General features: G+C 73.9%; 15 protein-coding genes. 3 read left to right on the top strand and 12 right to left on the bottom strand.

The window, feature by feature from the left end:
* The first annotated feature begins 28 nt into the window (after nt 1-28).
* Nucleotides 29-940 (top strand): sulfotransferase family protein, encoded by a 912-nt coding sequence (locus ACIQFU_RS31540; protein WP_402556074.1) that lies wholly within the window; start codon nt 29-31, stop codon nt 938-940.
* On the opposite strand, the gene ACIQFU_RS31535 is transcribed toward ACIQFU_RS31540, so the two are convergent.
* Together ACIQFU_RS31535 and ACIQFU_RS31530 are read right to left on the bottom strand one after the other, a co-directional pair.
* Nucleotides 928-3,333, bottom strand: a complete 2,406-nt coding sequence (locus ACIQFU_RS31535; protein WP_402556073.1) for a bifunctional salicylyl-CoA 5-hydroxylase/oxidoreductase — start codon at nt 3,331-3,333, stop codon at nt 928-930. The genes ACIQFU_RS31540 and ACIQFU_RS31535 overlap by 13 nt on opposite strands.
* A 4-nt stretch (nt 3,334-3,337) precedes the next feature.
* Nucleotides 3,338-4,165 carry an enoyl-CoA hydratase family protein gene (locus ACIQFU_RS31530; protein WP_402556071.1) on the bottom strand — a complete coding sequence of 276 codons (828 nt, stop codon included), beginning with the start codon at nt 4,163-4,165 and terminating at the stop codon, nt 3,338-3,340.
* Between the two features lie 184 nt (nt 4,166-4,349).
* Here ACIQFU_RS31530 and ACIQFU_RS31525 point away from each other — a divergent pair, with 184 nt between their 5' ends.
* The gene (locus ACIQFU_RS31525) at nt 4,350-4,790 is read left to right on the top strand and encodes an ATP-binding protein (RefSeq protein ID WP_402556069.1); all 441 of its coding nucleotides are present in this window, start codon (nt 4,350-4,352) and stop codon (nt 4,788-4,790) included.
* On the opposite strand, the gene ACIQFU_RS31520 is transcribed toward ACIQFU_RS31525, so the two are convergent.
* The 7 genes from ACIQFU_RS31520 to ACIQFU_RS31490 all read right to left on the bottom strand — a co-directional run bounded on the left by ACIQFU_RS31520 (nt 4,750) and on the right by ACIQFU_RS31490 (nt 13,929).
* Nucleotides 4,750-6,192, bottom strand: a complete 1,443-nt coding sequence (locus ACIQFU_RS31520; RefSeq protein ID WP_402556068.1) for an amino acid permease — start codon at nt 6,190-6,192, stop codon at nt 4,750-4,752. The two genes, ACIQFU_RS31525 and ACIQFU_RS31520, sit on opposite strands and share 41 nt — an antisense overlap.
* A gap of 125 nt (nt 6,193-6,317) precedes the next feature.
* Nucleotides 6,318-7,325 carry an ornithine carbamoyltransferase gene (argF, locus tag ACIQFU_RS31515; RefSeq protein WP_402556066.1) on the bottom strand — a complete coding sequence of 336 codons (1,008 nt, stop codon included), beginning with the start codon at nt 7,323-7,325 and terminating at the stop codon, nt 6,318-6,320.
* Between the two features lie 105 nt (nt 7,326-7,430).
* The gene (locus ACIQFU_RS31510; RefSeq protein WP_402556064.1) at nt 7,431-8,654 is read right to left on the bottom strand and encodes an arginine deiminase; all 1,224 of its coding nucleotides are present in this window, start codon (nt 8,652-8,654) and stop codon (nt 7,431-7,433) included.
* Nucleotides 8,655-8,719: 65 nt separating this feature from the next.
* Nucleotides 8,720-11,155 (bottom strand): aKG-HExxH-type peptide beta-hydroxylase, encoded by a 2,436-nt coding sequence (locus tag ACIQFU_RS31505; protein ID WP_402556063.1) that lies wholly within the window; start codon nt 11,153-11,155, stop codon nt 8,720-8,722.
* Nucleotides 11,156-11,295: 140 nt separating this feature from the next.
* The gene (locus ACIQFU_RS31500; RefSeq protein ID WP_402556062.1) at nt 11,296-11,535 is read right to left on the bottom strand and encodes a hypothetical protein; all 240 of its coding nucleotides are present in this window, start codon (nt 11,533-11,535) and stop codon (nt 11,296-11,298) included.
* A 100-nt stretch (nt 11,536-11,635) separates the two neighbouring features.
* A complete protein-coding gene (locus ACIQFU_RS31495) occupies nt 11,636-12,769 on the bottom strand; it encodes a caspase family protein (protein ID WP_402556060.1) in 1,134 nt (377 codons plus the stop codon).
* Nucleotides 12,766-13,929, bottom strand: coding sequence for a hypothetical protein (locus tag ACIQFU_RS31490; RefSeq protein WP_402556058.1), 1,164 nt, complete (start codon nt 13,927-13,929; stop codon nt 12,766-12,768). The genes ACIQFU_RS31495 and ACIQFU_RS31490 overlap by 4 nt, the downstream gene beginning before the upstream one ends.
* A gap of 178 nt (nt 13,930-14,107) precedes the next feature.
* On the opposite strand from ACIQFU_RS31490, the gene ACIQFU_RS31485 reads away from it, so the two are divergent.
* A complete protein-coding gene (locus ACIQFU_RS31485) occupies nt 14,108-15,421 on the top strand; it encodes a cation:proton antiporter (RefSeq protein ID WP_402556057.1) in 1,314 nt (437 codons plus the stop codon).
* A gap of 79 nt (nt 15,422-15,500) precedes the next feature.
* On the opposite strand, the gene fxsT is transcribed toward ACIQFU_RS31485, so the two are convergent.
* The 3 genes from fxsT to ACIQFU_RS31470 are packed head-to-tail and all read right to left on the bottom strand — an operon-like array spanning nt 15,501 to nt 22,777.
* On the bottom strand, nt 15,501-20,141 hold the full coding sequence (gene fxsT, locus ACIQFU_RS31480) for an FxSxx-COOH system tetratricopeptide repeat protein (protein ID WP_402556055.1): 4,641 nt from the start codon (nt 20,139-20,141) through the stop codon (nt 15,501-15,503).
* Complete coding sequence (locus tag ACIQFU_RS31475) at nt 20,142-21,233, bottom strand: AAA family ATPase (protein WP_402556053.1); 1,092 nt, start codon at nt 21,231-21,233, stop codon at nt 20,142-20,144. It lies immediately after the preceding gene.
* Entirely contained in the window at nt 21,230-22,777 is a 1,548-nt protein-coding gene (locus ACIQFU_RS31470; RefSeq protein WP_402556051.1) for a hypothetical protein, read from the bottom strand. Before ACIQFU_RS31470 ends, ACIQFU_RS31475 begins: the two co-directional genes overlap by 4 nt.
* Nucleotides 22,778-22,860 lie beyond the last annotated feature (83 nt).

Below are 22,860 nucleotides of genomic sequence, written 5' to 3'. Positions count from 1 at the left end.
TCAGGTTTCTCACCTACCGTGCGGACGCATGAGTCTCGCGCGCAACTTGAACCGGGCCCTCACCGTGACCACCGGCCTCCAGGTACGGAGGGCACCCCAGGCGGCGAAGGGGAAACCGAAGGGAAAGCAGGACAGGAAGTCCGCCGCCGCGAAGCCGGCGGCGGACCGGGCGGCGGCGTACCGATGTCCGTCGGCAGGGGAACTGCCGACCGAACGGCTGCTGCGGCGGCCCGTCTTCGTCATCTCGTCCATCCGTTCCGGCTCCACCCTGCTGCGCATGATGCTGGGCGCCCACCCCCGGCTGCACGCCCCGCACGAGCTGCACATCGGCCGGCTCCAAGTCACCTGCGGCAACTGGTTCTCCGAGCGCGCGATGGGCGCCCTCGATCTTCGGCGCGGCGATCTGGAGCACCTGCTGTGGGACCGCGTCCTGCACCGTGAACTCACCAGATCCGGCAAGGACTTCGTGGTCGAGAAGACACCGGCCAACGCGTACATGTACCGGCGCCTCAAGGACTGCTGGCCCGACGCGCGCTTCGTCTTCCTGCTGCGCCACCCCGTGTCGATCGCCCGCTCCTGGCACGAGACCGACCCCGTCAAGCGGCCGCTGGAGACGGCCGTCACGGACGTGCTGCGCTACATGACGGCCGTCGAGGACGCCCGCGCGGCGGACGCCGACGGCTTCACCGTGCGCTACGAGGACATCACCGACGACCCCGAGCGCGAGATGCGCCGCCTGTGCGCGTACCTCGACGTCGACTACGCGCCGGCCATGCTCAACTACGGCAAGAAGAGCAGCGCCGAGCTGGTCAGGGGCCTGGGCGACTGGCGCGAGAACATCCGCACCGGCACCGTGCAGCCGGGGCGCGCACTGCCCGGCCGGGACGAGATCCCCGAGCGGCTGCGGGCGATGTGCGCGGCCTGGGGCTACCCGTCCTGACGCGGTCCGTGCAACGTGAGCCTCGGCTTGGGGGCGTCGGTGCGCCCGGTGCGCGGTGGGCGGCTGCCCGCCCGGTACGGCGCCGGCCAGACGGCGCCGGGGCCGTCGTAGCCCTGTTCGGCGGCGGCGTGCAGGGTCCAGTGCGGGTCGTAGAGGTGGGGGCGGGCCAGCGCGCACAGGTCGGTGCGTCCGGCCAGGATCAGCGAGTTCACGTCGTCCCAGGAGGAGATCGCGCCGACGGCGATCACCGGGACGCCCGCCTCGTGACGGATGCGGTCGGCGTACGGCGTCTGGTACGACCGCCCGAACTCGGGCCGTTCACCGGACACGACCTGCCCCGTGGACACGTCGACGGCGTCGGCGCCGTGCGCGGCGAAGGCGCGGGCGATTCCGACCGCCTCCTCGGCGCTCGTGCCGCCCTCGGCCCAGTCGGTGGCGGAGATCCGTACGGTCATGGGCCGCTCGCCGGGCCACACCTCGCGTACGGCGTCGAAGACCTCCAGGGGGAAGCGCAGCCGGTTCTCCAGTGAGCCGCCGTAGGCGTCGGTGCGGTGGTTGGTGAGCGGGGAGAGGAAGCCGGAGAGCAGGTAGCCGTGGGCGCAGTGCAGTTCGAGCAGGTCGAAGCCGGCGCGCCCGGCCCGTTCGGCGGCGTCCCTGAACTGCTGCCGTACGTCGGTCAGTTGGGCCCGGGTCAGCTCCCGCGGGAGCTGGCTGCCCGGCCGGTAGGGCAGCGGGGAGGGGGCCACGAGGGGCCAGTTGCCGTCGGGCAGCGGTTCGTCCATGCCCTCCCACATCAGCCGGGTCGAGCCCTTGCGGCCGCTGTGGCCCAGCTGCACGCCGATCGCGGTGCCGGGCGCGCTCTCGTGCACGAAATCCGTGATCCGCCGCCACGCCTCGGCCTGGCGGCCGGTGTAGAGGCCCGCGCAGCCGGGGGTGATGCGGCCCTCGGGGCTGACGCACACCATCTCGGTCATCACCAGCGCGGCACCGCCCAGGGCCCGCGCTCCCAGGTGGACCAGGTGGAAGTCGCCGGGGACGCCGTCGGTGGCCGAGTACATGTCCATCGCGGAGACGACGACGCGGTTGCGCAGGGTCAGGCCGCGCAGCCGGAACGGGGTGAACATCGGGGGCGTGTCCGGCGGGCAGCCGAACTCGCGCTCGACGGAGTCCGTGAAGTCGGCGTCGCGCAGCCGCAGGTTGTCGTGGGTGACCCGGCGGCTGCGGGTGAGCAGGTTGAAGGCGAACTGGCGCGGCGGCTGGCCGAGGTACCGGTCCAGGTCCTCGAACCACTCGAGGCTGGCCTTGGCCGCCCGCTGCGTGGAGGCGACGACCGGGCGCCGCTCCTCCTCGTAGGCGGTGAGTGCCTGCTGGAGGGTGGGCTGCTCCTCCAGGCAGGCGGCCAGCGCGAGGGCGTCCTCCACGGCGAGCTTGGTGCCGGAGCCGATGGAGAAGTGCGCGGTGTGGGCGGCGTCGCCGAGCAGGACGACGTTGCCGTGCGACCAGCGTTCGTTGACGACCGTACGGAAGGTGGTCCACGCGGACCTGTTGGACCTGAGCGGGCGGCCGCCGAGGGCGTCGGCGAAGATCTTGGCGCAGCGGGCGGTGGACTCGGCCTCGTCCAGTTCGTCGAAGCCGGCCGCGCGCCAGACCTCCTCGCGCATCTCGACGATGACGGTGGAGGCGTCCGGGGAGTAGGGGTAGCCGTGCAGTTGCATCACGCCGTGCTCGGTTTCGGCGATCTCGAAGCGGAAGGCCTCGAAGGCGAAGTCGGCGGCGAGCCAGACGTAGCGGCAGCGGTGGGGGGTCGGGTGCGGCCGGAAGACGTCGCGGTAGGCCTCGCGGGTGGCGCTGTGCACCCCGTCGGCGGCGACGACCAGGTCGTGGGTCCGTGCGAGCCGGTCGGGGGGCGGTGCCTCGGTACGGAAGCGCAGGTCCACGCCGAGGTCGCGGCAGCGGTCGTGCAGGATGCCGAGGAGGCGGCGGCGGCCGAGGGCGGCGAAGCGGTGCCCTCCGGAGGTGTGGCGGGTGCCTCGGTGGACGATGTCGATGTCGTCCCAGCGGACGAAGTGTGCCTTGAGGGCCTCGTAGACGGCCGGGTCGGCGTGTTCGATGCCGCCGAGGGTTTCGTCGGAGAGGACTACCCCGAAGCCGAAGGTGTCGTCGGGGGCGTTGCGCTCGTAGACGGTGATCTCGCGGTCGGGGGCGAGGCGTTTGAGGAGGGCGGCGGTGTAGAGGCCGCCGGGGCCTCCGCCCACGATCGCCGTGCGCAGGGGGTGGATTCTCGCCGCAGGCGGGTGCGGGTTCGTCGTGATCGCTCGCGCCCCGCGGCGGAGCCGCTGATCGGCACTGCCCCGCGCCCCTGAGGTCGGCATGCTCCCCCGCGTCGACAACATCTCCCTACCTCCCTTGCCACTTCGGGGGACGCTTTTCCGTGAAGGCGGCGTGGAACTCGGTGTAGTCCTCGCCCGTCATCAGGAGGGCCTGGGTCGACGCGTCCAGTTCCACCGCTGCCGCCAGCGGCATGTCCAGCTCGGCCGTCAGGAGGGCCTTGGTCTGGGCGTGGGCCAGGGCCGGGCCGTCGGCCAGGCGGTGGGCCAGGGTGAGGGCGGCCTCGTCGGCCCGGCCCTCTTCGGTCAGTTCGCTGATCAGGCCGATCCGCTCGGCCTCGGGTGCGCGGACCGTGTCGCCGAGCATCAGCAGGCGGGTGGCGTGGCCGAGGCCGACGACGCGGGGCAGCAGGTACGCGGCACCCATGTCGCCGCCGGAGAGGCCGACGCGGGTGAAGAGGAAGGCGAAGCGGGCGGACGGGTCGGCGACGCGGAAGTCGGCGGCCAGGGCGAGGACCGCGCCCGCGCCGGCGGCGACGCCGTGCAGTGCGGCGATCACCGGGAACGGGCACTCCCGCACCGCCCGGACCACCTGGCCCGTCATCCGGTTGAAGTCGAGCAGCGTCGCGGTGTCCATGGACAGGGTGGCGCCGATGATCTCGTCCACGTCACCGCCGGAGCAGAAGCCGCGCCCCTCGCCGGCCAGCACCAGCGCCCGCACGGACCGCCCGCGGGACAACTCGGCGAGCAGGTCGCGCAGGTCGGCGTAGGCCTCGAAGGTGAGCGCGTTGAGCTTGTCGGGCCGGGCGAGGGTGACGGTGGCGACGCCGTCGGTGATCTCGACACGCAGGTGCCGCCAGTCGGAGGTGGGGGCGGCGGAGCCGGTGAAGGGACTCATGACACTCGAAGTTATCACCCTTCTGTGACTGTCGTCACGGGTGCGCGATAAAGCGCCGGGGGCGCCGGCGTCGAGAGTCGAAGGTCCCGGGGGTGCCCGTCGAACGGCTCTGCCGGGTGGCGCCGTACCATTCATAAGGTTGAAAGCAGGACAGGACACCCCTGCTCCACGAAACGGACCTGCCGTGCACGATCACTCCCCCGCTCCCGCCTCCTGGCGCATCGCGCTGCCGCATTCCGCCGCGGCGGTGCCGGTGGCGCGTGCCCTGGTGCGCAACGCCCTGGCAGAGCTGGAGCACACGGCGGACGGCGACACCGCGGAGCTGCTCACGGCGGAGCTGGTCGCCAACGCCGTGGAGCACACCTCCGTGGGCCGGACGCCGATCGAGCTGGTGGTGGAGTTGCGGCCGACCGGCTGCCAGGTCGAGGTGCACGACCCGGACCCGGCGCCGCCGGCCGACCTCACCCGGCCGGGCGTGGAGCCGCCCGACCCGTGGCGCGAGGGCGGGCGCGGTCTGCTGCTGATCCGCGCCCTCAGCTCGTCCTGCGGCCACCGGCCCACGGGGGCGGGCAAGGCGGTCTGGTTCAGGCTTCCTGCGGTACCCGCTCAGCGTCGTCCGCACTGACGGCCGCCGTGCGGGCCAGGCGGGAGTGGCGGCGCCCGTAGGCGCCGTAGACCAGCAGGCCCACCGCGAGGAACACCGCGAACTGGAGCCAGGTGGCGCCGCCCGTCTCGTACATCAGGTACAGGCAGAAGCCGATCCCGAGCAGGGGCGTCGCCGGGTACAGGGGGACGCGGAAGGTGCGGGCGAGGCCCGGTTCGCGGCGCCGCAGGGCGATCACCGAGACGTTGACGGCGGCCATCGTGGCGAGGGTGCCGATGGTGCACAGGTTGACCACCGCGTCGAGCGGGGCGAAAGCCGCCGGGAGCGCGAAGACCAAGCCGACGATCAGGGTGCCGGCGACGGGCGTCGAGGTGCGCGGGGAGACCTTCTCGAAGACGCGCGGAATCAGGCCGTCCCGGGACATCGACATCAGGATGCGGGTCTGGCCGTACATCACGGCGAGCACCACCGAGGCGATGGCGACGACCGCGCCGAAGGCGACCACGCCGCCGCCGGCCGCGGAGCCGGTGACCCGGTCGACGACGTGGGAGAGGGCGGCGGGCCGGTCGCCGACCTCGTCCCCGCCGACGGCGCCGATCGCGGCGACGGCGACCGCGCAGTAGAGCAGGGTGACCAGGCCGATGCAGACCAGGATCGCGACGGGGATGTCCCGGCGCGGGTTCTTGGCCTCCTCGCCGGCCGTGGTGATCGCGTCGAAGCCGATGTACGAGAAGAAGGCGGCCGTGGTGCCGGCGCCGATGCCGCCGAGGCCGGCCGGTGAGAACGGGGTGAGGTTGCCGTCCTGGAAGGCGTGGAAGCCGATGGCGCAGAAGGCGAGGAGGACGGCCAGCTTGAGGACGGCCATGGCGGCCGTGGCCCGGGCGCTCTCGCGCACGCCGCGCACCAGCAGGACCGAGGCCAGCGCGATGACGACCACCGCGGGCAGGTTGACGGCGCCGCCTTCACCGGGCCCGGCGGACAGTGCCTGCGGCAGCCGGAGCCCGAGGACGCTGTCGAGCAGCTCGTTGACGTACTGGCTCCAGCCGACGGCGACCGCCGAGACCGACACGCCGTACTCCAGGAGCAGGCACCAGCCGACGAGGAACGCGGTCCGCTCGCCGAGTCCGGCGTAGGCGAAGGAGTACGAGGAGCCGGAGACCGGGATCGCGCCGCCCAGCTCGGCGAAGGCGAACGCGGTGAACACGCAGGTGATCGCGGCCAGGACGAAGGAGACGACGACGGCAGGACCGGCCTCGGCGACCGAGTCGGACAGGCCGACGAAGATGCCGGTGCCGACGATCGCGCCGACGCCGAAGCAGACGAGCTGGAACAGCCCCATCGTGCGCTTCAGACCGTGGCCTTCGCGGTCGGCGCCGGATTCGGCGACCAGGAGGTGGGGGGACTTGACGCGGGAAGCGGGCATTGCGGGTGGTGCTCGTTTCTGGTGGTGCGGGGCGCGACGGTGGTCGCGGCCGGCGGCGCCGGAAGGGGTGGCTCCGGAACCGCCGGTCAGCATAGGGCCTGGTGGGGGGAGGCCGCCCGGAGGAGTCAGGCCAGGGTGGCGACGAGGACGGCCTTGATGGTGTGCAGGCGGTTCTCCGCCTCGTCGAAGACGACCGAGTGCTCCGACTCGAAGACCTCGTCCGTGACCTCCAGGGAGTCGAGTCCGTGGGCCTCGAAGATCTCCTGGCCGACCTTGGTGCCCAGGTCGTGGAAGGCGGGCAGGCAGTGCATGAACCTGACGTCCGGGTTGCCGGTGGCGCGCAGGACGTCCATGGTCACGGCGTAGGGCGCGAGGGCCTTGATCCGCTCCGCCCAGACCTCCTTGGGCTCGCCCATGGAGACCCAGACGTCGGTGACGACGAATCCCGCGCCGCGCACGCCCTCGGTCACGTCCTCGGTGAGGGTGACACGCGCCCCGCTGGCCTCGGCGAGCTTGTGCGCCCGCTCGACGACCTCCCGGGCGGGCCAGTAGGACCTCGGGGCGACGATCCGCACGTCCATGCCGAGCAGGGCGCCGGTGACCAGGTAGGAGTTGCCCATGTTGAAGCGCGCGTCGCCGAGGTAGGCGAAGGCGGTCTCCCGCAGGGGGCGGTCGCTGTGCTCGCTCATCGTGAGCACGTCGGCGAGCATCTGGGTGGGGTGCCAGTCGTCGGTCAGGCCGTTGTACACGGGGACGCCGGCGAAGGCCGCCAGTTCCTCGACCTTGGCCTGGCTGTCGCCGCGGTACTGGATGCCGTCGAACATGCGCCCGAGTACGCGGGCGGTGTCCTTCACGGACTCCTTGTGACCGATCTGCGAGCCGGCCGGGTCGAGGTAGGTGGTCGAGGCACCCTGGTCGGCGGCGGCGACCTCGAACGCGCAGCGGGTGCGCGTCGAGGTCTTCTCGAAGATCAGCGCGATGTTCTTGCCGGTGAGGTGCCGCGTCTCGGTCCCGGCCCGCTTGGCGGCCTTCAGCTCCGCGGCCAGCTCGACCAGGCCGCGGAACTCCTCCTCGGTGAGATCGAGCTCCTTGAGGAAGTGGCGGCCGGCGAGGGCGGTCGGGGCTGTCGCCATGAGGGCGCTCCAGGGATACGGTACGAGAACAGGGGACTTCTGGAACTATATACGATGCTCCGAATTTCTATACGGTCAGGGCGGGGGGGCCGCGGGCTCTGGGGCCTAGACGGCGGACCGCTCGACCGGGCAGCTCATGCAGCGGGGCCCGCCCCTGCCCCGGCCCAGTTCGCTGCCCGGGATCTCGATCACCTCGATGCCCTGTTTGCGCAGGTGGGTGTTGGTGGTGGCGTTGCGCTCGTAGGCGACGACGACGCCCGGTTCGACGGCCAGGACGTTGCAGCCGTCGTCCCACTGCTCCCGCTCCGCCGCGTGGACGTCCTGGGTCGCGGTCAGGACCCGGATCTCGCCGAGTCCGAGGGCGGCGGCCATCGCGCGGTGCATGTGCTCCGGGGGGTGGTCGGTGACCTTCAGGTCCTTCTCGCCGGCGCCGGGCTCAATGGTGTAGGAGCGGAGCATGCCGAGCCCGGCGTACTGGGTGAAGGTGTCGCCGTCGACCATCGTCATCACCGTGTCGAGGTGCATGAAGGCGCGCCGCTTCGGCATGTCGAGGGCCACGATGGTCCGGGCGGACCCGGCGGCGAACAGCTTGTGGGCGAGCATCTCGACGGCCTGGGGCGTGGTGCGCTCGCTCATGCCGATGAGCACGGCGCCGTTGCCGATGACGAGGACGTCGCCGCCCTCGATGGTGGAGGGGTAGTCGGCCTGCCCCTCGGACCAGAGGTGGAAGGTCTCGTCGCGGAACAGCGGGTGGTGCCGGTAGATCGCCTCGAAGTGGACCGTCTCGCGCTGCCGGGCGGGCCAGCGCATGGCGTTGATGGAGACGCCGTCGTAGATCCAGGCCGAGGTGTCGCGGGTGAAGAGGTGGTTGGGCAGCGGGCCGAGCAGGAAGTCGTCCAGTTCCATGGCGTGGAAGCGCACGGAGGTCGGCTCCGGGTGCGCGGCCAGGAACTCCCGCTTGGTCATGCCGCCGACCAGCCACTCGGCCAGTTCGTGGGCGGGCAGGGTCTCGAATGCGGCCCGGAGGTGGTCCGTGGCCAGCACTCCGTACTCCTTCTCGTCGAAGACCCGGTCGAGGACGAGCCGCCGCGCGGCCGGGACGTCCAGGGTCTCGGTGAGCAGGTCGCCGAAGAGGTGCACCGCCACCCCGCGGTCGCGGAGCACGTCGGCGAACCCGTCGTGCTCGGCGCGCGCCCGGCGCACCCACAGCACGTCGTCGAAGAGAAGGGCGTCCTTGTTGCTGGGGGTGAGCCTTTTGAGCTCGAGATCCGGCCGGTGCAGGATGACGCGGGTGAGCCGCCCGGCTTCGGAGTCGACTTGGAATCCCATGCCTCCATCCTGACCAATCGTGCGGGTGTTCATCCCCTGCTTGGGCAGACCGGTGCGACCCGGGGTCAGTGACCGGAGCGGGGCAGGAGCGACTCCGGGCGGGCGAGCGGGCGGCGGGTCGGGTGCCCCGGGTTCAGGGTCGCGCGGGCGACGATCCAGCCGGACAGGGCGTGGGGGTCGGCCGGGTCGCGGGCGAGTGCCCTGGCGTAGCCGTCCAGCGCGGTGGCCGGGTCCTCGGCGGCGAGGTGCTCGTCGGGGGTGCGGGGATCGGTGGGGCGGCTGGCGAAGGCGTGGGTGCGGTGGTCGGGCCAGAAGGCGCGGTCCGGACGCAGGCGCGGGGCACCGTCCGGTCCGGCGGGGGCGTCGAGGTTGCGCAGCCGCCACTGGGCGCGGTGCAGGGCGGCCGCCGTGCGGGCCCGGCGCAGGGCGACCGGGTCGACGGGCACCCGCAGCCAGCCGTCCAGCGTCCGGGCCAGGCCCTCGACGAGCCGGCGCCCGGGTGCGGTGAGCCGGTCACTGGTCAGCAGGGTGCGCACGACCAGCCGGCACTGCAGCCGGCGCAGCGCGAAGTGGTAGGCGGCCGCCTCGGCGTGCGCCGGCTCGGTCAGCCGGTCGTGCCAGAAGCCCGCGACGCCGGTGAAGGCGTACGCGCCGTGCAGCAGCCCCGTGAGGTGGCGCGGATCGGCGCGCCAGGGGGCGTAGTAGCGCTCCTCGCGGTCGTCGTCGAGGAGGGGGAAGAGGTGGAGCAGTGCGGCGAGCTTGCTGTGCTGGAACTCGTGGACGATGGTCTCCGCGAGGGCGAGCGCGGATCCGGGGCGGGAGATCACCATGGCGCCGAAGGAATCGCCGCTGGAGGCGGAGACGGCGACGGTCGGTGCGGCGGGCGGGGTGGCGGCGGTGCGCCCGTAGGGCACGACGGCGCGTATCAGAGCCGGGTCGAGCCGGCCCGGTCCCTGATCGGTGCCGGTCGCGGCGAGCACCGCGACAGCGCCGTCGAACACCCGCTGCCACTCGGCCGCCTCCTCGGCGTCGAGACGGGCGGGCGGTACCGGGTCGTCGAGGTCGCGGTAGGGGTCGAGGTCGTCCAGGGGGATGGCGACGGGACCGGTGGGGGCGAGGTGGGTGAGGGTACGCAGCGGGAGCCAGGTGCCCGTCTCCGCGGAGGCGCTCCCGTCCGGGGCGGCGTGCCGCGCATCCGCCGGACCGTCGAACCGCCGCGCCCCCGCCGGCACCGCCTTCGAACCGGAGCCACCCACCACCCCGGAACCGGCCGCGGCCTCCGAGCCACCCACCACCCCGGAACCGCCCGCCGTGGCGGAGCCGGCCGACCCCGAGCCACCCGCCGCCCCGGAACCGGCCGCTGTGCCGGAGCCCGCCGCCCTCAAGCCACCCGCCGCTCCAGAACCGCCCGCGGTGCCGGAACCGGCCGCGGCCCCCGAGCCGCCCGCCGTGCCGGAACCGGCCGTCGCCCCGGAACCGGCCGCCACTCCGGAACCGGCCGACCCCGAGCCACCCGCAGCCCCGGAACCGGCCGCTGTGCCGGAGCCCGCCGCCCTCAAGCCACCCGCCGCTCCAGAACCGCCCGCGGTGCCGGAACCGGCCATCCCCCCGGAACCGGCCGCCACCACCGAACCACCCGCCGTACCGGAACCGGCCGCGGCCCCCGAACCACCCTCCACCCCGGAACCGGCTGTCGCCCCCGAGCCACCCGCCGCTCCAGAACCGCCCGCGGTGCCGGAACCGGCCATTCCGCCGGAACCGGCCGCCACCCCGGAACCGGCTGCGGCCCCCGAGCCACCCACCACCCCGGAACCGCCCGCCGCCCCGGGTTGGCCGCCGGACCCCGGCCCCGGCTCCCCGGGGCGCGTCGATGCCGTCCACGGACGTATCGACGCGCCGGAGTCGGTGCCCGGATCGCCCACCGGCGTGGAAGCCGGTCGGCATGTCACGGGCCGCGGGGGCCGGCCGTGGGCCGGAGGGCCGGAGACGGTGAGTTCGCCGGCCCGGGTGGTGGCGTGGGCGACGGACGGTCCGGGCGCGGCCGGGAGGCGGAGGAGGCCCAGGCCCGGCAGGTGCAGGCCGCGGTCGGTGAGCGGGACCGTGAGCACCGCCTCCGTACCGGCGCGCAGGGCTGCGGTGAGGGCCAGGACGTTCAGCCGCCCGGCCTCCGCCCACAGCGGCGGCCCGGTCGCGGTGCCGTGCACCCGGCGCAGCATGTGGGCGATCCAGGCACCGGTCGTCGGCGCGAGCAGCAGTCCGTCGACCGCCTCGGGGTCCCGTTCGGCGGCGTCCTTGAACACCTCCCAGACATCCGCGACCGGCGTCAGCGGCGTGGGCAGCGCCGCCAGCCGGTCCAGCAGCGTCCGCAGCAGCAGCAGCCGACGCGCCCGTTCGCCGCGTTCCAGGAAGGCCACGGCCTCCGCGGAACCGCCTCCGGCGGCCAATTCCGCTACGAGCCGGTCCGGTACGCGGAACGGGGCGGGGCGCGGCTCACTGGTCATGGGCGGGGACCTCCGGTCGGGACGGCATGCGGGAGCCCCCGGCGGTCATTCGGTCTCGTCGGGTTCCGTCGTCGGCGTTACTGTGCGCCGCCGCGGGGGCGGACGGGAAGTGCGACTCTCCGGTCGGGTGCGGGCGGCGGCTACTCGGCCCGGGCGCCGCCGCCACCGCCCTCGCCGCCGCCTCTGATGCTGCCCCTGGCCCGCAGGACCTCCTCCAGCAGGCGGGCGGTGGGGCGCAGTGGTGCGAGTCCGTCCACGGCGGTCAGGGGCAGCGCCGCGACGTCCGCCAGGTCCGACTCCCAGACGTCGGCGCGCCGCGGGGCGGCCGACCGTGCGCGGGTCGCGGCTTCGGCATGGCGCAGAGCGGGCGGCTGGTCCAAGGTGCTCCCCCTTCTCGCACGGTGGCACTCGATGCCCCGTGTCTCTTTTCATCATGGCCACTTGAGGGCAAGTCGAAAACCGTACGATCACGCCACCCGATCATCGGCGCGTGGGCGAGTGTCCTGCACGGTTCACCAAATCCCTGATGGCCGCGGCCAGTTCACCCCCGAGCGCCGGGTCGTCGTCGACGGCCACGACGGCGTCGTACAGATCCCACAGCGCCTGCGGGCGGCGTCGGACGAGCCCGTTGAGGATGCCGGTCGCATCCGTGCGCGCCTTGGTGTGACGGGGCAGCGTCCCGGTGAAGCGCGGGTCCAGTGCGGCGACCACCGTCTGCCGCTCGGCCGGGTCGCTCATCAGCGGATAGGCGAGGAGCGCGTCGACGGCCCGCAGCAGCGGGGAGGCCGGCCGCTCCCGCCCGTCCGCCTCCGCGGGCACGAGGACTTCGGTGCGCTCGGGGCTCTGCAGCCGGATCTCGGGATACTGCAGAGTACGGCCCGCTTCCCTGAGAGCGGCGATGCGCCCCCGCACGGCCGGAAACAGTTCCTCCGCGTCGGGTGGCGCGGGCAGTACGGACGACCGGTCGGCCAGCAGGGCGAGCAGGACGTCGGAGAAGAGACCGGTCGCCCGTACCGGATCGTTCGCCGCGGCCCGGCCCCGTCCGGCGGCGCGCAGCACGGTCTGCCGGTGCGCGGTGCCGCGCCTGCCGACGGGCAGCGCGTCGGGCGGCAGCGGCTCCCGGAAGGCGAGCGCCTCCTCGAAGGTCTCGCAGGCGTCCACCAGCCACAACTGGTCGGCGAAGCCCGGTACCGCGTCCCCGGCGTAGCGTTCCAGCGCGGAGTCCAGGTCGATGCCCAGCTTGTCCTCGGTGGTGGCGTCCGCGCAGAACAGCCGCAGGTGCCCGGACCGGTCGAGAACGCCGTGCCCGCCCCACCAGACCCAGAGCACGTCCCCCCGGGCGCCGGGCAGTTCGCGTACGAGGAGCCGGCGCAGCGTGGCGTGGTCGGCGGGGGCGTACGGGACTTCGGGGACGTACGGCGGCGACGGAGCCAGGTGGAGGCGGATGTTGGCGTCCGGTACGCCGGCGGCTCGCAGCAGGCGGTGGAAGCGGACGGCGTCCCGGGCGGGCCCGGGCAGGTCCCAGTCGGGCCCGGCGTCGTAGCTCTCGACGCCGACGACCAGGGCGTGCACACGGGCGGGGTCCACGGCGGCGGAGGGGCCGGGGCCGGTCACGGAAGCCGCTCCACGATGTGCCGGTACACCTCGGGGTTGGTCCAGTAGGCGCTGTGCGCGGCGGGGAACGGCTGGCGGCTGTCGACGGCGACGTCGGCGACCCGGCCCGGGAACAGGCCGGCACCCAGGTAGGAGAGCAGGTCCCGGGGGTCGTAGAGGTTCAGCCAGTCGGGGACGTGGGCCGGCAGGGGCGCGGGGTGTTCGAGGGAGGGCAGGGACCCCGACTCGTACAGGAAGGGTGCCTGGGAACCGGCGGTGACCAGCAGCCGGACCTGGGGCAGCGGGGTGAGGACCAGGGTGTCCAGGGCGATGATGCCGCCGAGGCTGTGGGCGACGATCGCGACGGGCGGTTCGAGTCCCGCGAGCAGGGTGCGCAGTCCGGCGCGGACCGCCTCGCCGCGGCTGAGGTAGCGCAGGACGTCCCCGGCGGCGGGATGGGCGGCCTCGGTCAGGGCGCGGCGGCGGCGTACGACGGCGCGGGAGGCGGCGGAGGAGGCGGCCCGCAGTGCCAGCGAACGCACGCCGCGCTCCGTGCCGCGGGCAGGCGCCCCGAGAGCGGTGGCGAGCCGGCCGGCGACGGCGTCCCGGGTGGCGCCGACGGGCACGAGGGGCGCGTCGGAGTCGAGGAGGCCGGCGACGACCTGGGCGGTCAGGCAGCGGGCGGTGGCCTCGGCGAGGTCGTCCGGGGCGAGGGAGGCGGCCGCCGCGGCCAGCAGCGGGTGGGCCGCCAGGTCCGCGGCGGCGCGTGCCAGGCCGGGTCCCAGCTCGTCCGCCGGGCCGTCGCCCTCGGCGGCGAGGGCGGCCAGCCGGGCCCGGAGGTACCGGTCGGGCGGCAGGGCCCCGGGCGGCAGTTCCACGGCCCGGGGCGCCCCGGCGGCGGCCAGCGCCAGTTCGGCGTACGGGTCGGTGTAGAGGGCCGCCCAGTCGGCGGTGTCGTCGGCGCCCGCGTCCGGGGCGAGCGGACCCCGGACGGTGCCGGAGCCGGGGGGCAGGCTCGCCCCGCCGGCGGCCAGGGCGGCGCCGTGGTCGCCGCCCCAGTAGTACGGCACGACACGCAGGCCGCCCCGCAGTTGCGTCACTCCGGCGGAGAAGCGCCCCGCGAGCGCAGAGAAGCCCGGTTCGCGCACTCCCGTGCCGTGGATGAAGACGAGCGCCGTCATGTGCCCCCCGTGACCCTGGTGAAAGGCCGTGTACTACTCCCGATGACACGTCAGATCGCTTTTATTCTAGGCAAGTTGCGGCTTCCACAGGGGAACGCTTCGAACACGGGGTCGCCGAACAGCGGACCGTAGGACATGTCTGCGGGCCGGACGGCCACCGGACCAACGGGGGGACGGGATGAGCCCTGACTCGCTGATCACACATTTCGTGGGGGCCTCGGCCCTCGTCCTGGTCGCGGCCCACGCGGCGGGCTGGCTGGCCCGAAAACTGAAGCAGCCCTACATCGTGGGCCAGTTGTCGGCGGGCATCGCGCTCGGTCCCTCCCTGCTCGGCTCGCTGGCACCGGATGCCTACCGGACGCTGTTCCCCGCCGCGATCGGACCCGCGCTGACCGGCTTCGCGCAGCTCGCGCTGGTGGTCTTCCTGTTCGCGGTGGGCTACGAACTGGATCTGAGGATCCTCGGCGACCGTGCCCGCGCCTCGCTGACCGTGGCCCTGGCCTCGTTCGCGGCGCCGATGGCGGTGGGCTGCGGGGGCGCGTTGCTGTTCCGGGAGCAGTTGCACGAGCTGGGCATGCCGCGGGATCCGTCGCCCTCCATGGTGGCGTTCGCGGGGATCGCCCTGTCGATAACGGCGGTCCCCGTGCTGACCGCCATCGTGCGGGAGAACGAGCTGTCCCGGTCCGTTCCCGGGGTGGTGGCGGTGTCCGCGGCCGGTGTGCTGGACGCGGTCTGCTGGACGGTCCTGGCCGCCGCGCTGATGGGCGGCGACGACGCGGCGGCCCTGGGCTGGCCGTGGCGGGTGGTGCTGGCCGTCGGCTTCGTCACCGTGATGGTCCTCGCCGCCCGGCCGTTGCTCCGCCGGCTGCTGTGGCGGACGCGGCTGGAGCCCTCGCTGCGGCTGGCGCTGCTCATCGGCTTCGCCCTCGGGTCGGCCTGGGTGACGCACTTCCTCGGACTGCACGTGATCTTCGGCGCGCTGCTCGCCGGGGTAGTGATCCCCCGTGAGGAGGGCGGCACGCTCGATCCCGACCTGCTGCGTCCGCTGCACGACGTCGGCTCGCTGCTGCTGCCGTTCTTCTTCGTGCTCTCGGGTCAGTCGGTGGCCCTGAACAGTATGGACGGCACGGGCTGGGCCGTCCTGCTGGCGGTCACGGTACTGGCGGTGGTCACCAAGGTCGGCAGCGGGACGCTCGCCGCCTGGCTCGGCGGACTGGACCGGCACGACGCGCGGACCGTCGGCGTACTGCTCAGCGCCCGCGGTCTCACCGAGCTGATCGCCCTCGACGCCGGCCTTCGGGCGGGCCTGTTGAGCCACCGGCTGTACACGGTGCTGGTCTTCATGGCGCTGGCCACCACGCTGTTCACGCAGCCGCTGCTGATCCTGACCCGCCGCCTCGCCGAGCGCGACCGCGCCCGGCCGCCCGTCCCCGTCCCCGCCGCGTCCCCGCCCGCCCAGGACGGCACGACGACACCGGCGGACCTGGGCTGAGACCGCGCACCCGGCACCCGGCCGCCCGGCCCCGCGTCCGCGTGGGGCCGGGCGGCTTCGTGCGCCCGGCCGGTGGCGGCTACAGCGGCATCGGAGCCATGTCGCACTCGATGCGGCGGCGACGGCGTGCCGCGGTGAGCCAGGGGTGGTCGGCGCGGACCCTGTCGCCGAAGCCCTCCACGGCCCGGCGCTCCAGTTCGTCCGCCTCCGCGCCGCGGCCCAGGCCCCGCAGGTCGAGTGCGAGGTTGGCGGTGCAGGAGAGGGTGAGCGGGTGGTCCTCACCGGCCACCTCCGCGAGCAGCGGCAGGTTGGCCTCGTCGATCTCGCGGGCCCGGTCGAAGTCCAGCCGGGCGTAGGCGGTGCTGGCCTGCCCGATGGCGGTGGTGAGGGTGGTGATGTGCCGCTCCCCCAGCGTCTCGGTCAGCCGGCGTGCCGCGTCGTCCTCCTCCTCCTGCGCGGCGTCCAGGGACCCGAGGGTCCGCAGCGTGGCGGCCAGGTTGGCCCGGGTCAGCAGTGTGTAGAGGTGGTCGGCGCCCAGCCGCTGCTCGTAGCGCCGCACGGTGTCCTCGGCGAGTTGCCGCGAGCTGTCCAGGTCTCCGGCCAGACGCCGGTCGACGGAGAGGTTGGCCGCCGTCGCCAGCGAGTCGGAGTGGTCGCTCCCGTAGCGGTTGACGAAGCGCCGCAGCGTCTCCTCGGTGAGTTTGGCCGCCTCGGCCACCGCGCCGTCGCGGCGCCGGCAGACGGCCAGATTGCGGGCGATGCGCAGAGTGAGCGGGTGCTCGTCGCCGAACGCGGCACGCGCCCGGCGGTACACGTCCTCCTGGAACTCGCGGGCGCCCGGGAAGTCGCCGCTCTCGCGCATGTCGATGGCCAGGCCGTTCAGGGTGTTCAGCGTGAAGAAGCTGGACGGACCGAAAAGGAGGTCGCGCAGCCGCGCGTTCTCCTGGTCGAGCGGCAGCGCCTCGCTGAACTCCCCGACCAGGCGGAGGTCGACGCCCCACGAGTGCGTCGCCCGCAAGGTGGCCGGGTCGTCGGAGCCGAACAGGGACCGGGCCAGCTCGGTGGCCTCCCGGCTCACGCTCCGGGCCTCGTCCATCCGGCCCTGGTAGCGCCGGGCGTCGGCCATCTCGCACAGGGAGTCGATCAGTTCCTCGGGCTCGACCTCCAGCCTGCGCGAGGTTTCCAGCGCCCTCTCGATCAGCGGGATGGACTCGGGCACCTGCCCGGTCTGCCGCAGCAGGAAGGAGAAGCTCTTCGCCATGCGGACGACGTGGATGTCCTCCTCTCCGGAGGCGGCGAGCCACCGGTTCCAGGCCTCCCGCGCGAAGTCTGCGGCGCCCTCGTGGTCGCCCCAGTAGTAGAGGAACCAGACGGTGTCGGCGACCAGGTCACGCACCCAGGTGTCGGAGCTGGTCACGGCCTGCGAGGCCAGGACGTGGGGCAGCAGCGCCTGGTAGGCGGGCCATTCGAGGGAGGAGCCGTACGGTCCCGGCTTGGCCGCCGAGAGCAGCTGGTGCGCGGCGCCGCGCATCCGCTCGCGTTCCTCCTCGCCCAGCTTGGCCAGGAGCACGGTCTGTAGCAGCCGGTGCATCTGCAGGGTGTCGGCACGCGGGTCGACCTTGATGAGGGAGAACTGGCTGAGGTCGCGCACGGCGCGGTTCAGCCGGATCGACTGGCGCAGCAGCGGGTCGACCTCGGGCGTGATGCTGACGCCCCGGCTGCCGCGGAGGATGGAGCGCGGGATGGGCTCGGGGGCCATGCTGGCGCAGATGTCGAGGAGTTGGCGGGCACCGGGGTTGTTCTGCTGGATGCGTTCCAGCGACAGGTCCCAGGCGGCGGCGACGGAGACCGGGTAGTCGGGTGCCGGGTCGAGTTCCAGGATCTCGGGGCTGCGCTGGGCCAGCAGGTCCAGGTACTCGTCGACGAGCATCCCGGTGACCGCGCGCCAGGCGCCGGCCTGCTCGACGGCGAGCGGCAGGTCGCCGAGTGCCTCGGCCAGCCGGTCGGCGTCCTCGGTGCTCAGGTCGGGCGATCGCCTCTGGAGGAGTTCGACGGACTCGGCACGGTCGAAGACGTTCACCGGCAGTGGGGTCGCCACCCGCTCCCAGGCCCGGTTCCGGGAGGTGACGATGACCTTGCCCGGCCCGTTGGTGGGGAAGTACTGGCGCACCGCCTCGACGTCCTCCGCGTTGTCGAAGACGAGCAGCCAGTCGTTGAACGGCGTCCCGTTGCGCAGTGCCTCCAGCACGGCGGGCACCGCGGTGTTGGCGGTCGGAGCGCCCACGCGGTCCTGGCCGGAGGGGGTGACGCCCAGCTGGGCGGCGAGGTTGCCCAGCGCGGCCAGGATGAGGCTCTCGCGCTCGGCGGGGATCCAGCAGATCACCTTGTAGTCGTGCTGGTGGGTGTAGATGTACTCCAGCGCGAGCTGGGACTTGCCGACGCCGCCCAGGCCGTGCAGCGCGTGCGGCAGCACCGCGGCCGTGTCCTGGGAACTCAGTTGCTCCTCCACGGCCCTCAGCAGTCCCTGCCGGCCGACGAACGAGGTGTTCCGCAGGGGAACGTTCACCAGTAGGGCGGGCGTCGCGGTCGTGGTGCTCTGCATGAGCTGCTCAGCCTCCGGGGCTTCGGATGGGGTCGCGTCGGTTACCAGGGGCGGCACGTGGTCTCCAGGTTCGTCGGGGTTGTCTGACGCTGGATCACTGCCTTCTCGACCGCCGGATGATCCCCCGTCGCCCGCAGGGTTCACCTCAGTGGGTGTACCCGCGGGCAAACCGGCGCCCACCCGTTCGGCCGCACCGGACGGCGGGCGCCCGGAGAGTCGGGGTTCGATGCGCCTTGCCCGTTCGGAGTAGGGCCCCGAGAGGGCGCGCATCACGGCCAGTTCACTGCGCGCCCAGCCGCCTTCGGCCGGGTCGGGCAGGGCTGTTCCGGCCGGGTCCTGCAGTGCGGCGCGCAGGGCGGCACCGCGCCGTCCGGCGGCGGGCAGCTCGCCCACCATGCTGACGGTGCGCGCCAGTTGGCTGCGGGTGGTGGTGGCGAGCAGCGCCTCGCGGACCCCTTCCGCGAACTCGGGGCGTCCCTCGCCGCCGCTGTTCCAGTCGATCAGCCCGCCCATGAGGATCTCGGCGAGGTGGTCGGGGCCGGTCTCCGGCATGGTCCGCCGCCGCATCTGCTCCACCAGGTCGAACTCGAAGGGGATGGCGGCCAGTTGGGTGGCGAGCCGGCGTGCGGCGGGAGTGGCGAGCGTGAAGAAGCGGCGTACGGCCGCGGTGGCGGCGCGCGAGAGGCGCGGGGCGCGCAGACCGGGCGCCGGCGCGCCCTTGGCGAGGGCGCCCGCGAGGACGACGGGCAGCGACCGGCGTACGCCCCGCTCGCCGGTGACGAGGTCGGCCCAGGTGCCGAGGGAGCCGGGTTTGAGGGAGAGCACCGGCACGGGTACCGAGCCGTCGCCGGCTTCGGGCAGCGGGCGCAGCGGGTCGGGGCCGCCGGGCGGCGCCCAGTGCCCGAGGCCCTCGTTGGCGGCGCCGAACCCGCCGGCCTCCAGGACCGCCTGGTACGGGTAGAGGGAGGTGCGGTGGCGCAGGTGCGGAGGCAGGAGGTGGACCAGTGCCGTCGGGCCGGCGTGGCCGAGGCGGCCGAGCAGGTCGTCCGCGGCCGGGGCCGCCCAGCCGTGGGCGAGCCCGTCGGTGACGACGAGGAAGACCCGGCCGCCGCGGCCGTCGAGGAGTTCGGCGGGGTCGGCGGCGGCGCCGTCGTCGGGGCGGCGCAGGGTGGCGGTGCCGGTGCGCGGTACGTGCACCCGGACGGCGCGGACGCCGCTGAAGGCTCCGCTGTGTTCCGCGGCCTCGGTGAGCCGGGCGCAGGTGTCCTGCCAGATCCGCATGGTCGGGGCGTCGTCGACGAGCAGGACGAGGTCGAAGGCGGTCGCCCGGGCGGGCCGCAGGAAGGGCAGCCACAGGCCGTCCGACAGGCCCTGCTCGGCGGTGGCCTCCTCGTCGAGCTCGAGGGTGTGGCGGGAGGGGATGCGCCGGGCCAGTTGGTGCAGGGCCCGGGCGAGCAGCGCGGTGGTGCGGCCGGGTCCGGGCTGCGGGCGCTCCTCGGCGGGCAGCAGCGGCCGCCCGGCATGCAGGGTGTACGTGCCCTCGGGGTCGGGTAACAGCTGCGGCCGGTCGGCTCGTTCGGCGGTCACCGCTCCCGGCGGGCCGACGGCCGCGCTGCGGTCCGCGCGGTCGGGCGGCGGCGCGGGCCGCGTGCGTGGGCCCGGGCCGGGCACGCCCGGCTGCGGGAGCGGCGCGGCGTCGGCGCCACGCGCGCCGTCCCACGCCGGGGACGGCGCCGGTGGCGCGGTGTCCTCGACGTCGCTGCCCGGCCGGGTGTCGATGCCGGACGGGGCGTCCGCCCCGGTGGAGGCCGGGTGGTCCGGTCGGCCGGGTCCGGTCGCCGGTTGCGCGCGGACGGCGCCGGGGCCGCCGTGGCGGTCCCAGTACGCCGCGAGCCAGACGGCCTCGGCGACCTCCCGCCAGTGCGCGTCGGCCGGCGCCGAGCCGTCCGTGCCGTGCCGTTCGCGGGCGGCCGGTGCCTCGGCCGGGGCAGAGGTGTGCGCCGCTCCGTGCCCACTCGCGCCTTCGGCGGACTCGGGGGAGGCCGACGGAGGCGACGTCCCTGATACGGCGTCACCGTCGCCCGGTCCGGATGCGCGCTCCCTGGGAAAGCCGGTCATTCAGCGGCCCTTCGCGAGGTCGCGGAGCAGCATTTCCACGAGCTTACGCCCGTCACCGTGCGCCTGGAAACCACCCGCAGTAGTCATCTGGACAGCGTTGAGCAACTGGTCCAGGGAGTGGGTGCCGCCGGACCGGATGCGGCCCAGGAACTCGTCCACCAGCTGTTCGGTGCCCTCGGGTTGGACGCCGAGGTGCCCTTCCACCAGGGCGAGCAACTGCTCGCGGCTGGGGGTGCGCAGCTCCAGGGGCAGGCAGCGCCGGCGGAAGGCGGCGGGGAACTCGCGCTCTCCGTTGCTGGTGATCACCACGACGGGGAACTCCCGGCACTCGACGCGGCCGTTGCGCACCAGCGCCTGGCCGGCGGGGTCGCTGGTGTGGACGCGCGCGGTGTCCGTGGCGTCGCGCACCAGCTCCGGGACGTCATAGCTTCCGTTCTCCAGTACGTGCAGCAGATCGTTGGGCAGGTCGATGTCGCTCTTGTCGAGTTCGTCGACGAGGAGCACCCTGGGCCGATCGTAGGGCAGCAGGGCGGTGCCCAGTGGCCCGAGGGTGATGAAGTTCCCGAGAACGGGAGGCAGTTGACCGTGTGTTGATACGACTGACGGGTTGACGTCGTCCGCCGGCGCTGCCGCGTCCGCCTCCGGGGCCGCGGTGCCGCGCAGGCCGGCCTGCCAGGCGGCGATGGACTGGGCGCGGCCCATGGCGTCGTGGGCGTACAGCCCGTCCCGCAGCGTGGTCCGGCTGACGATGCTCCATTCCAGGACCCGGCCCAGGCCCAGTTCCCTGGAGATCACGTAGGCGAGGGTGGACTTGCCGATGCCGGGCGGGCCGGTGATCAGCAGCGGCCGGCGCAGCAGCAGCGCCGCGTTGACGGTGTCGATCTCGTCGGGGCCGAGCTGCGGGGTGACGTCGCCGGGGCCCAGCCGGCGCACCGCGGACTCCGGTTCGTCCGGCGGGGCCGGCTGGGACGGCGAGCCGAGGAAGCGCCGCCACGGGGGTGCCTGGGGCAGCGGGGGCGCGACGACCGGCGGCCGTCCGGTGCCGTGGAACACGCGCCAGCCGTTCGGGGACGTCTGTTCCTGCGTGCTCATGCCGGTGCCTCCTCGCCGGCGATCTCGCCGGGGTCGTTTGTGTGCATGTCGACGACTCGAGTGGGATCGTCCCAGAAGAATCCGATGTGCCGTCCCAGGAGACGGCCGGGTCCCTGCTGGTTCAGTTCGGCGTTCTGCCGCAGGCGGTGGATGGCGAGCGGGATCTGCCCGGGCCTGGGCACCGCGGCGAACACGGCGGTCACCACTTCGCGCCGCTCCTCGGGGAAGATTCCTCTGCGGTCCCACACCGCCAGCCCGATGCCTTCCGCTATGGCGGCCTTGAGCGCCTCCATGGCGGGGACGTGGGCCGGGGCGTCGAGCACCACCGCCGTGTGCCTGGTGTCCCCGGCGAGTGTCGCCTGCCACGCGTCGAGCCGCCGCGCGTCCGGCTCGCTCCAGCCGTGCACCCCGACCCCGTCCCGGCGCAGCGCGTGCCAGCGCTCCTGCCACTGGTGTCGCACCAGTGCGTCGTCGGTGCGCATCCGCTCCAGGCTCCGTAGGTGCACCCCGTACTTCAGCCCGAGCGGCAACGGCCGTCCGTCGCCGACGCGGTACGTCAAACTCGCCACATCGTGGTTGAGGAGGTCGTACGGAAGGACGAACTCCACGTACGCCGTCGGCTGTCCGCGTCCACCGGAGGCCGGGTCGCCCGGTGCGGTCCACAGCCGGGCGCCCTGCCGCAGCGCGTCGTCGACGGCCGGGCCGAGCGCGTCCAGGGTGGTCACGGCCGGCGCGCCGGGCTGCGGATCCCACTGGCCGGGAGAGGTGTTGAGCCAGGGCCGTACGACGACGTCGTCGGAGCCGTCCCGGGCGGGCTCGACCGCGACGATCAGGGCGCGGGGGATGTCGGGGTCCCGCACGACCCGGGCGCGGGCCCGCCGGCGCCGCTCCAGCTCCCGCGGAAGACCGGCCCGCTTCACCCAGTCGTCGACCCAGTCGGTCAGCGCGGCGCGGTGGCCGCCCGTGGCGGCGAGGGGGGCCGCACGGTCGAGGAGGAGGACGGCGGGCGGCAGACCGTCCGGCTGGGTGTTCCACGCGAGGACGTGGAGGAAGAGCTGTTCGGGTAAGAGCCCGCCCGGCAGGTCGAGGCCGTTGAGTTCCTCGGCGAGGTCGTCGCGCAGCCGGTCCGCGGGCAGCTCGCCCCTGGCCAGGACGGCTCGCGCGGCGGCCTCGTCGTCGCCGCCCAGCGGGCCCGGCGGTGCCTCGGGCCCGGCGGGCGGGCCGGGGGTGATCAGCCGGTCCAGTTCGTCGCCGGCGAGCGGTCCTTCGAGGATGCGCACCACGGCGACGAGTACGCGTTCCCCGCCCGCCACGTTCAGGGCGGTGCGGACCAGGGTGACCACGTCCTCGCGCTGTTTGACACCGCGCAGGTCGACGGGGCGGCCCAGCTGGTCCCCGAGCACCGCGGCGAACTGGCCCCGCCCCTGTGGGTCCTCCGTGCAGCCGAGTGCGCACAGAGCCTCGGTCAGCTCCAGCAGGAGGGTCAGCCCGCGTGCATGCCCGGAATCGCCCTCGGCTCCGCCGAACCCCGTGGCTGTCTCCACCGACTGTCCCCCATGAGTCGGTACGTCCCTGACCGACCTGCGAAGTTAGCACGGGAGCTGACGGTTAACCAGGGACCTGTGGG

The organism is Streptomyces sp. NPDC093065, from assembly GCF_044754585.1.
Classification (GTDB): Bacteria; Actinomycetota; Actinomycetes; order Streptomycetales; family Streptomycetaceae; genus Streptomyces.
This window is presented reverse-complemented; position numbering and strand designations above follow the sequence as displayed.

Excerpts from the sequence above, each read along its gene's own strand:
- ACIQFU_RS31520 (WP_402556068.1), bottom strand. The coding sequence starts at position 6,192 with ATGCCCGCTTCCCGCGTCAAGTCCCCCCACCTCCTGGTCGCCGAATCC.
- ACIQFU_RS31540 (WP_402556074.1), top strand. The coding sequence starts at position 29 with ATGAGTCTCGCGCGCAACTTGAACCGGGCCCTCACCGTGACCACCGGC.
- ACIQFU_RS31475 (WP_402556053.1), bottom strand. The coding sequence starts at position 21,233 with ATGAGCACGCAGGAACAGACGTCCCCGAACGGCTGGCGCGTGTTCCAC.
- fxsT (WP_402556055.1), bottom strand. The coding sequence starts at position 20,141 with ATGACCGGCTTTCCCAGGGAGCGCGCATCCGGACCGGGCGACGGTGAC.
- ACIQFU_RS31530 (WP_402556071.1), bottom strand. The coding sequence starts at position 4,165 with ATGAGTCCCTTCACCGGCTCCGCCGCCCCCACCTCCGACTGGCGGCAC.
- ACIQFU_RS31490 (WP_402556058.1), bottom strand. The coding sequence starts at position 13,929 with ATGACGGCGCTCGTCTTCATCCACGGCACGGGAGTGCGCGAACCGGGC.
- ACIQFU_RS31485 (WP_402556057.1), top strand. The coding sequence starts at position 14,108 with ATGAGCCCTGACTCGCTGATCACACATTTCGTGGGGGCCTCGGCCCTC.
- ACIQFU_RS31505 (WP_402556063.1), bottom strand. The coding sequence starts at position 11,155 with ATGACCAGTGAGCCGCGCCCCGCCCCGTTCCGCGTACCGGACCGGCTC.
- argF (WP_402556066.1), bottom strand. The coding sequence starts at position 7,325 with ATGGCGACAGCCCCGACCGCCCTCGCCGGCCGCCACTTCCTCAAGGAG.
- ACIQFU_RS31535 (WP_402556073.1), bottom strand. The coding sequence starts at position 3,333 with ATGTTGTCGACGCGGGGGAGCATGCCGACCTCAGGGGCGCGGGGCAGT.
- ACIQFU_RS31510 (WP_402556064.1), bottom strand. The coding sequence starts at position 8,654 with ATGGGATTCCAAGTCGACTCCGAAGCCGGGCGGCTCACCCGCGTCATC.